Genomic DNA, 11772 nt, shown 5'->3' with positions numbered 1-11772 from the left:
AAGGGAGACTATCGATGACCATCACGACCGAAGACAAGATCGATATCCAGGAACTCACCGCGCGCACCTATATCGGGCTCGACAGTGAGGATGCCGGCGGGTTCGCCTCCGGCTTTGCCGACGACGGCGTCTTCGTTGCCCCCTACGGCGAGTTCGTCGGTCCCGCCGCGGTGAAGGAATTCATCACCAAGCACATCGCCGCCGGCAAGGAAGACGGCGTGCGGCATTTCCTTACCAACCACGTCGTCGATGCCCATGAGGAGGGCGCACGCTATCGCTTCTACATCACCAAGATGAACATCGCGACCGGGCCGGTTGCAATCGCCACTGCGGGCGGCGATTGCATCGTGAAGCGAACGGGCCAGGGCTGGCGCTTCAAGCGCTTTCAGTTGACGATCGATCCGGCGATGTTCGGCGACGCCAAGCCGGTGGTTGCGCCAGTCGCCAAGAGTGCGTGAAAGCATCATTATCAGGACCTTGCTCGGCGCGGTTCGCGCGTCGAAACCACGGCGGCCGCGAAAGTTGGCGACGCCGCAACGATCACGCCGGGACGACGATATGGTCCGGCGCGAGGCCCGTCCGGTGGCGCTCATGCATCGCGGTGTAAGCGGCCTCGATATGCCCCGTGAAACGTTTGGTATCGAACAACGGTGCCGTCTGCCGGTTGGCCGTCAGCCTGGTCTTGAGCGCCGCGAGCCTCGAGGGATGGATTGCAAGATCGACCGCCATCTGCTCGTAGGCCTCCGGCGATTCCGCAATAAGCTCGGGTAGGCCGACCGCGTGGAGCAAGCTTGCCGCGACCCGGCTGGCAAACGTTTCGCCGAGAACGGTCAGCACCGGCAGCCCGGCCCATAGCGCATCGCTGGCGGTCGTGTGGGCGTTGTAGGGCGTGCTGTCGAGGAACAGGTCGGCGAGGCGGTGGCGTGCGAGATGGTCGGGTAACGACGCACGCTGTGCGAACACAAGGCGTTCCGCAGCGACGCCACGCGCGACCGCCTCCTTGCGCAGATTTGCGGCAGACTCGGCGCTGGCTTCGAGCAGCCACAACATGCTGCCCTCGACGCGGCCGAGGATCCTCATCCACCGATCGAACATGTCGGGCGTGATCTTGTAGTTGTTGTTGAAGCAACAAAACACGAAGCCCGCCGGTGCCAGCCCCACGTCACCGCGCGTAAAGATCCGATCGGCAATAGCGCGCTTGTCGTCGTTGGCCTGATAGGTGTCGGGCAGCGCGACCACCTTTTCGCTGTAGAATTCGCGATGGTGGTCCGGGATCACGGTCCGATCGGCGATGATGTAGTCGACGAACGGGGCACCGAGTGTTCCGGGGTAACCCAGATAACTGACCTGGATAGGGGCGGGCCGGCGGCCCAGGACTCTGGTGCGGGATCCCCCGGTAAAGCCCTTCAAATCGACCAGGATGTCGATCTCCAATCGTCGGATCAGGTCGGCGACTTCATCGTCGTTCATGTCCCCGACCTCGACAAGGCGATCGAACGTCGCCTCAAGCCGTCGACGCATCTCCGTGGGGTCGGTGGGTGACCATGAGATGGCCACCGTCTCGAATTTCGACCGGTCGTGGCACTCGAACATCCCTGCCATCAAATGCGATGTCGCGTGATTGCAGAAATCCGATGAGAAATAGCCGATGCGAATTCGATCGTGATGATAGCGCTCGCCCCGCCAGCGCTGGTTCTCGGACGGCGGATGGTTCTTCGCGGTCCATCGCGTGGCGCACAGCAGCTGGTCGGCGGCCGATGAAGGAACGCTGCAAAACAGGAATGGCGCCGTCGTCGCGTTCCGCTCCCTGATCGACTCGATCAGTTGGGCGCAATCGGCGCGGAAGTTGTCCCAGTCGCAAAGGTGAGATTTGGCGTGCAGACGATAGCCTTCGATGTCGGCCTGGTCCGGCTTGAGCGCGACGGCCCTGTCATAGGCAGCGAGGGCCTCGTCGTAGCGCGCCAGCATGGATAGAACCTTGCCGCGGTTGGCATGGGCCGCCGCATCGTCGCCCTTGTACTGGATCGCCTTGTCGATGCTGGCGAGCGCCGCCTCGGGCTGCCTGAGCTTGAGCAGCGCCGTGCCGCGGTTGTTGTAGGCTTCGCCATAGTCGGGCCGCAGCGCGATCGCCTTGTCGAAACTCGCGATCGCCTCTTCGAGACGATCCAGTCTGGTCAGCACGTTGCCGCGGTTGTAGCACGCGCCGGCAATTCCCGGCGCCAAGTCGTAGCTCGCGAGCGCCTCATCGAACCTCTCGAGATCATTGAGCACGTTGCCACGATCGTTGTGTGCACCGGCGTCGTTGGGCTTGAGCGCAATCGCCTTGTCCAGGCTCGCCAGGGCCTCCTCGAACCGCCCGAGCTTTCTCAGCGCGGCGCCCTTGTTCCGATGGGCATCTGCATGGCCCGGCACCAGTGCGATCACGCGATCGTAGCTGGCGAGCGCCTCCTCGTGGCGGCCAAGGTCTGCGAGCGTCAATCCGCGATTGTAGAGCGCCGGCGCGAGGTTTTGCCTGAGCGCGGTCGCCCGGTCGAAGCTCGCGAGCGCTTCGTCGAAGCGGCGCAAATCGCGCAGCGCGTTACCCAGATTGTTGTGCGCGTCCGCAACGTTGCCGTTGAGCCTGATCGCTCGCCGGATCAGGTCAACACCGCGCTCGCTGCGGCCGGTCTGTGCGGAAATCAGGCCTAACAGATGCAGCGCATCGAAGTTGCTTGGCTGTCGCCGGAGAATATCTTCATAGATCTTCTCTGCCGCCGCCAACTGCCCCCGCTGATGCAGCGCGAGAGCCTGCGCGAACGCGGGCTGGGAGGGCTCACCTGTTTCGGGCATCCGACCTCGTCACGTGCTCCGTTCACTCCAAAAATCGCAATACCAGCAGCATTGCAATCTACCAGCACGGATACCGCCGCATAGCAGCAAAAGCGGGCGCACGGCCGTGAATGCCGCAAGGAAGACCGCATCTGATCTGGAAAGATCGAACGTTGCCAGATGGGGCCCAGGCCGTCCGTCGCTCTCGCTTCGCTCAAGCTTCGCCGGACACGCTTCGCCCTTGCAGCCTTTCGCGTGGCTGCGCCAAGCGAAGCCCGCAAGGGCGAAGCGTGGTGCCCCAGGGCCGATAGCAGTCTAATGGTGTAACCATCTGAAATTGAAATAATTTTTGTCTTCGGATTGTGCCGATGCCGACAAGAATGCCAACAACCGATGCGCGGCATTAGTTGAAAAAGATTCAGGCTCCCCGGGCGCAGGCTGTCTCCAAGCCGTTTCGGTCTGGACACTCGACGTCGGGAGCTCCACCGCATCGACAGTATCGAGAACCGGACGGCCCTGATCTCCTGGTACCCTGCGCGCCGGGCCTCGCGTAGCGGAATAACTCGGCGTTGCTTTCCCGTCGAAATCCACGCCCGTGACGGCGAACTGATCGGCGGCGCCTTCACAGCCAGAAAGTCAATTGGATTACCGTCCCTTGGACGATGCGTGCCATGTCACAAGCGAGATTCCAGCAGCATGCGCGGCAGGATCAACCCGAACGTCATCGCCAAGACGACCAGAAATGCCGTGGTGCCATCCGCGGCGACATTCGTCAGCAGAGTGGTCGGCGCACGAGCTCCCATCGAGACCAATTCGACGAGGCCGCTCGCGGCCTGGAACAGAAAGAAGCCCGGCATCATGGAGACGACCGCGGAAAAGCCCAGTGCGGCGAAGGGCAGATGCAGGCGGTCTACCACCGGCGTCACGATGATGCTGACCAGAATGCAGGCGATGAGCGCTCCGGTCGCGACATTCGTCCCTGCGAGCGAGATCAGTGCCCACCGTGCCGCATGCCCGAGCACGCCGGCCGCAACCGGGAATGGCAGCATGCGCCATGGCATCGAGAACAACGCCCCGAAGGAGGCGACGGCGCATCCTGCCGCGATCGCGTCGGCCATGAGTGGCACGGGCGCGGATGGTCCGGCGGCTGGGGGTGCGGCCCCGCTGGCCGCGAACCCCAGCAGCAGGCCGAAACAGATCATGAGCACGATGATGGCGGCATAGGTCAGGCGAGCGATGCCAAGTGCAATCCGCGTCCGGGCGAGATCGATCGCGCCGTTGAGGAGATGCGGGCCCGGCACCAGCATCATGCAAGGACAGAATGCGACGAGCGCTGTCGCAATCCGCAAATGAAGGTTGGCCGAAACGGCCGCGATGAGGCCGGCAATCAGGCCGGCGCAAAGCGGTTGGACAAAGGGGTTGGTGCTCAGGGTTGACAGCCTACGTCGGACGAGGGCGCCGATGGCGGCGCTCGATGCAATGAGCATCAGGCTCGCGATGTCGAGCGCGCCGAAGATTACCCCGAGAGACGCCGCGCCGATGGCTGCAGCCGAAGTGAATTGGAGCGTGCTCGCGGTGGGTTTGTTTCCGGCCGAAAGCAGCGCGGGCCGTGCTTGATCCGCCGGCAGGGTGCCGTTGCATAGCCGGTCCACAATGACGGTGATGGCGAGCACCCTGTGCATGTCTACGGCGAGCGGCTTCGCAGGGACGACCTCGGACAACGACGTACCGTCGAACTCGACCGTAAGCTTGTCCCAGTCCGGCAGCACCTTCGCCGGCACGCCCATGGCTGCCCCAAGGCGTTCGGCAGTCACCACCATCCGCTCCGTGGTTTGCCCGTGGACAAACAGCAGCCTGGCTGCCAGCGCGACAGTGTCCAATGCCGCTTCGCGCGCTGCAGCCTCAGAGTCCGACCGGGACGATTGAGGTACGACCGTCATTACAAGCTGGCCTCGAAATTCCGGATGCCGTTCCGCGCCGTCGATTCGGACGGCGCGGTGCTCTCCCTAGTGTCCGGCGCTCTGTCCGCCGTCGACGTGCAGGATCTCGCCCGTGGTGAAGTTGGCTCCTTCGAGGTACAGCACCGCATCGACGACATCGCGCACCTCGCCCATTCGTTCGACCGGATGCAGCTTGGCCAGGAAGTCGTAGGATTCGGGTGCGTGCATCGGCGTCTTGACCGCGCCGGGCGCGACAGCGTTGACGCGGATACCCTTGCGCGCATATTCGATCGCGAGCGACTTCGTTGCTGCGTTCAAGCCGCCTTTCGTGAGAGCTGCCAGCGCCGAAGGCACGCTGCTGAAGGCGTGTTCGTCGAGGCTGCTTGTGATCTGCACGATATGCCCGGATCCCCGCTTCAGCATTTCCTTGGCTGCGCGGCGGGTAACATGGAAGAAACCGTCGAGATTGATCCCCAGCAGGTTGGCATAGTCGTCGTCCGAATATTCGGTAAATGGCTTTGCGACGAAGATGCCGGCATTGTTGACGAGGGTATCGATACGACCGAAACGGTCGATCGCCTGCGACACGATGCGCTCAGCGGTGCTCGGATCGGCGATGTCCCCGGCAACGGCCAGGATATCCGGATCGGACGACTGCCTGATCGAGCGGGAATTCGCGACCACGCGAAAGTTGCGATCGCGGTAGGCGCCGACCAACGCCTCGCCGATACCTTGCGACGCGCCGGTGATGATAGCCACTTTCCGTTCTGTACCCATGATGTGCCTTCATATCCTCTGTTGAAGCGGCGACGCCGCCGGTCTCGTCTCAGCTACTGCGCGGTCCAGCCGCCATCGACGGAAATCGTCGTGCCGGTGATCTGGTCCGCCGCGGGTGAACAGAGGAAGGCAACCGTGCCGCCAAGCTGTGAGGGAGACACGAAATCCAGAGACGGCTGCTTCTCGGCCAGCAGCTCATTGGCCGCTTCCTTTTGGGTGATGCCTCGTCGCGCGGCCATGTCGCTGATCTGCTTTTCGACCAAGGGCGTTCTCACCCAGCCCGGACAGACCGCATTGCAGGTGACGCCGCTGCCGGCGGTCTCGAGACCGACCACCTTCGTCAGGCCAACCAGCCCGTGCTTGGCCGCAACATAAGCGGCCTTATGGGTTGAGGCGACAAGGCCGTGCGTCGAGGCAATGTTGATGATCCGCCCCCAGCGCTGCTTCTTCATCCGGGGCACCGCGGCGGCGATGCCGTGGAATGCCGCGGACAGATTGATCCCAAGGATCGCGTCCCACTTGGCGGCGGGAAATTCCTCTACCGGAGCGGTGAACTGGATGCCGGCATTGTTCACCAGGATGTCGATGCGTCCGAATTTCTCGAACGCGGCCGCGATCATCCCGCGTACGGCGTCTCCTTTCGACATATCGGCGCCGTCGTAAATGACACGCACGGCACTCTCACGCTCGATGCCGCCGCGAATCGACTCGATCTCGGCGGCGTCGCCAAATCCGTTCAGCACCAGGTCGGCGCCGAGGCCGGCCAATTCCTTGGCGATGCCCAGTCCGATGCCGCTGGTTGACCCGGTGACGATTGCTACTTTTCCCTTCAGCATGGCAGTTCCTTTCGATGTGAGAGAGTTGATGTACGTAGAGACTCAGGCGGCCGACGCCGCCCTGGCCCTGCTTGGCGGTATGGCGCGGAAAGCGATGGCAAGGCGATTCCACGCGTTGATCGTTCCGATCAGGATGGTCAGGTTCGCCGCCTCGGCGTCGGAGAAGTGCTGGCAGAGCTCGTCATAGACGTCGTCGGGCGCGTGCGTTTCGGAGATCAGCGTGACCGCCTCGGTCCAGGCCAGTGCGGCGCGTTCGCGGTCGCTGTAGAGTGGCGCTTCGCGCCAGGCGTTCAGGAGATAGAGCCGCTGCTCGGTTTCGCCGTGCTTGCGTGCATCCTGCGTGTGCATGTTGATGCAGAAGGCGCAGCGGTTGATCTGCGAGGCACGGGCCCTGACGAGCTCGATCAACGACAGTTCGAGGCCGGATGACTGGATTTGATTCTCCACCGCGGTCAGCGCCTTGATGGTCTCGGGGGCGGCCTGGTAGAAATTCATGCGGGGTTTCATGATCGTTCTCCTCTGGGGATGGGATGGTCAATGACCGCCGCCGGCATCGAGGCGGTCGGGCTTGGTGAGCATCAGTGCTGCCATCAGGGCTACGATCTGCGAGATGCCGAGCAGATAGAAGGTGTCGCTGAAGCCGAGGATGAAAGCCTGCTTCTGGACAATCTTTCCGATCGCGACGTAGGCGCGGTGGACGGCATCGACGCGATCGATCACGCCGTGATTCATGAAATACTGGGTGAGTTGATCGAGCCGGGTACGGGTCGCCTGCTCGAACAATGTCACCTGCTGCGAGAGCACGTTGGAATGAAATTGCTCGCGCTTCGTCAGCAGCGTCTGCAGGGCGGCGATGCCGATCGCGCCTCCGAGATTGCGCATCATGTTGAAGAGCGCAGATGCCGAGCCGGCGTTCTCCGCCTCCATTCCCGCCGTTGCAACAGCGGACAGTGGCGCAAAGACGAGGGCCTGGCCAAGCGCGCGGATGACATTCGGCCAGAACAGCTGATCGGCGGCGTAGTCATTCGTCATGTGGATGTTGAAGAAGTTGGAACCGCCGAACAGCACAAAGCCGACACCGATGACGAGGCGCGGGTCGAAGTTCTTCATCAGGCGCGGAACCAGCGGTATCAGCACGAGCTGTGGCAGGCCGGTCCATGCCAGCACCATGCCGATCTGCTCGGAATTGTAGCCCTGGATCCGGGACAGATAGACCGGAAGGACGTAGACCGAACCATAGAGCGAGACGCCGAGCAGGAAGTTCGCGAGCACGCCGAAGCCGAAATTGCGGCGGGCCAGGATGCGCAGGTTCAAGAGGGGTCTGCTCACGGTCAGCTCGATTGCGAGGAACAGGGTCAGCGCAACCGCGGCGATCAGAGTCAGCCGAACGATGAAAGGCGAGCCGAACCAGTCGTCCTTGTTGCCCTCTTCCAGCACGGTCTGCAGGGCGGCGAGTCCGATCGCCATGGTGATGATGCCTGCCCAGTCGCCTTCGCGGAGCAGCGACAACTTCATCGGATTCGCTTCCAGCGAGAAGAACAGCATCGCGATCATCGCCGCGCCGGGCACGGCGTTGACATAAAAGATGTATTTCCAGCCGAAGTTCTCGGTGAGATAGCCGCCGATGGTCGGTCCGATCGCGGGAGCAAAGGTCGCGGAGATCGCGAACATCGCCAACCCGATCGGCTGCTTTGCCTTTGGCAGCAGAGTGATGATCAGCGTGAACGCCATCGGGATCAGGACGCCGCCTGTAAAACCCTGCACTGCGCGCAGCGCGATCATCTGCGGCAAATCCTGCGCCATCGCACACGCCGCGGAGAACACCAGGAACAGGAAGGCGTTGGTCAGCAGATAGATGCGGACCGAAAACACCTGGGCAAGCCAGCCGCTGAGCGGAATGACCACGATCTCGGCGATCAGGTAGGAGGTCGAGATCCAGCCGCCGTCGTCGATGCCTGCGCCGATCCCGCCCTGAATGTCGGCGAGCGAGGCGTTGACGATCTGGATATTGAGCACCGCCATGAAGGCGCCAAGCGTCGCGCCGGTTACCGCGAGCCAGGTCTTTGCCGTGACGGTCTGCGCCACCGGCGCCGCGGGGGACGGCAAAGGCTCGTTCGCGGGCAAGGCGCCGGCGGTGTTCTGCAACGTCGTCATGGTGGTCTCCTTGCAAACAAGCAGGGATATGCGCGGACGGTCAGCCGCGAGGTTGCCGGCCGCGCGACGCGAGATGTCTTTCGGCTTCGCGTGCGGCAACGGCTTCCGATTTGGTATCGATCGTGGGCACCGCCGACATCCCTGGACGCAGCAGGCCCTTCAGGTTGCGATCGTCGAGCACGATCTTCACCGGCACGCGCTGCACGATCTTGGTGAAATTGCCGGTGGCGTTGTCGGGAGGCAGCAGCGCGAACTCCAGGCCGCTTGCCGGCGAGAGGCTGTCGACATGGCCCCTCAGCCTGATCGCGTGGAAGCTGTCGATGCGCAGCTCGACCGGCTGGCCATTGCGCACATGGGTGAGTTGGGTTTCCTTGAAGTTCGCGACGACGTAGACGGCATCCAGCGGGACGACCGCCATCAGTTGCGTGCCGGCCTGGACGAATTGACCGACGCGCAGCGTGCGCGCGCCGACCGTGCCGTCGATCGGCGCGGTGACTTGCGTGTAGGACAGGTTGAGCGCCGCCTGCTGCTGGAGCGCGCGGGCGTGATCAAGCTGGGCGAGCGCCTGGGCGCGTTGGGTCGAGAGCACCTCGATCTTCTTGTTGGCAGCGATCAACCCCGCCTTGCCTTGCTGCAACTGCGCGGTCTGCGAGCGCAGCATCGCGTCGGTTTGCTGGGCGCGCTGAACCGTGCCTGAACCCGACTTCATGAGCTCGTCGTACCGGGCGCGCTCCTGCTGGGCGAATTTCAGATTGGCTTCGGTCGCGTCGACCTCGGCCGCCTGCTGTTGAACGAGCGGCTCCTGCAATTCGATCTGCGCGTCGAGGTTCTTCACCGCTGCCTGGGAGGCCGCAACGTCGGCTGTCGCCTGGTTCAGGGCCGTGGCGAAATCGCGGTCGTCGATCCGGGCCAGCAGCTGACCGGCTTTCACCGGCTCGTTGTCTGCGACCAGGACCTCGGCAATGTAGCCGGAAACCTTCGGCGCGATGATGGTGGAGTCGGCTTTGACATAGGCGTCGTCGGTCGTCTCCAGGTAGCGGCCGGTCGTCATGTAGTAGTGACCGAAAGCGGCGGCCCCGGCGACTCCAAGGGCCGCGCCGAATGCCAGCGCTCCCCGCCGGATCGCCCTGCGCGACGGGCGCAGAGTGCTCTTGGTTGACTGTTCAGGCGCAAAGGAAAGGGAAGACATGGCGCTTCTCCGAAACCAGGTGGGAGCTAGAGTTCGATCGGCCGATGGATGTCGTGCGTGATGATGCCGAGCTCGGGAGCCGGCAGGTCGAGGCGACGTGGGTCGCACAGGGTCCGGCGGATGTCTTCCAACCCGCTCTGCCAGTGGGCCCGCATTGCGTTCAGCCCGAACTCGTAGTCCTTGGACTGGCCCTCGTAGACCTTGGACTGATAGATCAGGTGGATGATGTTGCAGGAGCGATGACGAGCCATCTCGGCGATGGCGCGGATCTCCGGATCCGCCTTCGCGCTTTCCGGCAGCCGTTCGATCGTTCGCTGCAATGCCTGACGCATCTTCTGCATCCGCAAGGCCTGATCCGTGATGGCGCGGGTCCGGCTGGAGTATTGGATGTCCTTCTGCCGGCTTGACACTTCCATCATGTCGTGAGGGACACGTCCGCGTGCCGACCAGAGATCGACCTGGAATGTCAGCGTGTCGCGCGGCTCACTGGACAGCACGCGCGAGAGCGGCGTATTCCAAACGACGCCGCCGTCCCAGTAGTGTTCGCCTTCGATCTCGATCGAAGGGAAGCCCGGTGGCAGTGCGCCCGACGCCATGAAATGCTTCGGTCCCAGCCTGCGTTCGGTGGTGTCAAAGTAGGTCAGGTTTCCGGTGCGAACGTTGACCGCGCCGACGCTGACGCGTACCTCGCCCGAGTTCAACCGGTCGAAATCGACGAGCTGCTCCAGTGTCCGTTGCAACGGTGCGGTGTCGTAGAAGCTGGTCGCGGCGTCGCCCGAAAACGGTGACCAGAGCGGCGATGGGAAGCGCGGCTTGAAAAAACCGGGCTGCCCCTGGAACAGGGCCCTCATCGCGGCAAAGGTGTTGTGCAGCGAGCGAAGATCGAACGCATACGGCAGGGCATCCGCCAGCCCTTCGCCGGCGGGCCACCCGACCGGACTGGCGCAGATGGTCTCCCAAAACTGGCGTAGCCGTTCGACCCGCTCGCCTTCTGGCGAGCCGACGATGATGGCCGCATTGAGCGCACCGATCGAGATGCCCGCCAACCAGTTGGGTCGAATGCCGGCTTCGTGCAGGCCCTCGTAGACACCGGCCTGATAAGCTCCGAGCGCTCCGCCGCCCTGCAGCACCAAGGCGACGACATCGTAGGGCAGCGAGTTGGCTCGCTGCGGCGCAGGACTGATTTGCTCGCGCATGACGTTAAGCATGTTGCGGACTCCCGATATTGCGGCCGATCCAGTCAGCCGGCGGTTGCTTCGATCAAGAATTCGGGCTCTTGGCGCCGCAGAGCCCGGTCGGCAGACAGGTAGTCGTGCACCACGGTGCCGAGCCCGAGTGTCAGGTCGGCAACGACGTGCTTGGCCGACAGCACCTGGAGCACCGGGAGTTCAGCGACGGGGGCCAGCGCATGCGAAAAAAGGTCCAGCGCAGCCGGTCCCGTCCATGCGCCCTTCACGGTGATATCTTCGAGGTGGTAGCGCACTAGCTCGCAGATGCGCGCTGTGCCGTCGACATGCGGGATGATCTTGAGCAGGAAGTTGGGCGCGGAGAGCTTTCTCGCCTCGACCTCGAGGTCGAGGGCACGGTGCTTGTAACCCATGGTGCCCGTCGCGATGCGGACCGAGCCGTAGTTCAAAGTGCCGACCAGCGTATCGATCTCGACCGCGAGCTTCGGTTGCGCCAGCTTCTTGGGAAAGCCCCAGAGCTCACGTCCGCCCGCGATCGGGGGATGGTCGTTGAGGAACATCTGATGGGTGAAGCTGCCGACCTGACCCTGATAGGAAACGGGGACGACCTGGCCGCTTTCGGTGTAGTCGCCGAAGCCGGTCGAGTCAGGCATGCGGATGAATTCGTAATTCACCACCGGTTCGGTCAGCTCGAGTGGCTCCGGTACGATGCGGCGCAGCACCTCAGGATCGGTCCGGTACTGGATGATGAAGTACTCGCGGTTGACGAAGCGGTAGGGGCCGGGCGGAAACGCCGGGTTCGTCAGTGGCATCGCGAGTGCGGTCGCGCGCACGGTCTCGTGTTTCATCGGGGCAGGCTCCAGGTTGATCTTTGCAGGGCG

At 63.3% G+C, this 11772-nt stretch carries 10 protein-coding genes; 1 reads left to right on the top strand and 9 read right to left on the bottom strand.

The genetic code is table 11. The features are described 5' to 3' along the window. Nucleotides 1-14: 14 nt before the first annotated feature. Nucleotides 15-458, top strand: a complete 444-nt coding sequence (locus tag CK489_RS03450) for a nuclear transport factor 2 family protein (protein WP_050419411.1) — start codon at nucleotides 15-17, stop codon at nucleotides 456-458. 82 nt (nucleotides 459-540) lie between these two features. On the opposite strand, the gene CK489_RS03445 is transcribed toward CK489_RS03450, so the two are convergent. The 9 genes from CK489_RS03445 to CK489_RS03405 all read right to left on the bottom strand — a co-directional run bounded on the left by CK489_RS03445 (nucleotide 541) and on the right by CK489_RS03405 (nucleotide 11739). Then, entirely contained in the window at nucleotides 541-2829 is a 2289-nt protein-coding gene (locus tag CK489_RS03445; RefSeq protein ID WP_095731315.1) for a tetratricopeptide repeat protein, read from the bottom strand. Nucleotides 2830-3482: 653 nt separating this feature from the next. After that, nucleotides 3483-4688 (bottom strand): threonine/serine exporter family protein, encoded by a 1206-nt coding sequence (locus tag CK489_RS03440; RefSeq protein ID WP_245350242.1) that lies wholly within the window; start codon nucleotides 4686-4688, stop codon nucleotides 3483-3485. Nucleotides 4689-4814: 126 nt separating this feature from the next. Then, nucleotides 4815-5525, bottom strand: coding sequence for an SDR family NAD(P)-dependent oxidoreductase (locus tag CK489_RS03435; RefSeq protein ID WP_050629889.1), 711 nt, complete (start codon nucleotides 5523-5525; stop codon nucleotides 4815-4817). Between the two features lie 53 nt (nucleotides 5526-5578). Continuing rightward, a complete protein-coding gene (locus CK489_RS03430; protein WP_050629890.1) occupies nucleotides 5579-6361 on the bottom strand; it encodes a 3-hydroxybutyrate dehydrogenase in 783 nt (260 codons plus the stop codon). Nucleotides 6362-6403: 42 nt separating this feature from the next. Continuing rightward, nucleotides 6404-6868 carry a carboxymuconolactone decarboxylase family protein gene (locus CK489_RS03425; RefSeq protein ID WP_095731313.1) on the bottom strand — a complete coding sequence of 155 codons (465 nt, stop codon included), beginning with the start codon at nucleotides 6866-6868 and terminating at the stop codon, nucleotides 6404-6406. A gap of 27 nt (nucleotides 6869-6895) precedes the next feature. Then, entirely contained in the window at nucleotides 6896-8515 is a 1620-nt protein-coding gene (locus CK489_RS03420; protein WP_095731886.1) for an MDR family MFS transporter, read from the bottom strand. 40 nt (nucleotides 8516-8555) lie between these two features. Beyond that, a complete protein-coding gene (locus tag CK489_RS03415; RefSeq protein WP_095731312.1) occupies nucleotides 8556-9704 on the bottom strand; it encodes an HlyD family secretion protein in 1149 nt (382 codons plus the stop codon). A gap of 26 nt (nucleotides 9705-9730) precedes the next feature. Beyond that, complete coding sequence (locus tag CK489_RS03410; RefSeq protein ID WP_095731311.1) at nucleotides 9731-10912, bottom strand: DUF3734 domain-containing protein; 1182 nt, start codon at nucleotides 10910-10912, stop codon at nucleotides 9731-9733. A gap of 32 nt (nucleotides 10913-10944) precedes the next feature. After that, on the bottom strand, nucleotides 10945-11739 hold the full coding sequence (locus CK489_RS03405; protein ID WP_095731310.1) for an acetoacetate decarboxylase: 795 nt from the start codon (nucleotides 11737-11739) through the stop codon (nucleotides 10945-10947). Between the last annotated feature and the right edge of the window lie 33 nt (nucleotides 11740-11772).

Source organism: Bradyrhizobium sp. UFLA03-84 (assembly GCF_002289535.1).
GTDB classification, from domain to species: Bacteria; Pseudomonadota; Alphaproteobacteria; order Rhizobiales; family Xanthobacteraceae; genus Bradyrhizobium; species Bradyrhizobium viridifuturi.
Note: the sequence above shows the minus strand (reverse complement) of the source record. Positions and strands in the feature narration are given on the sequence as shown.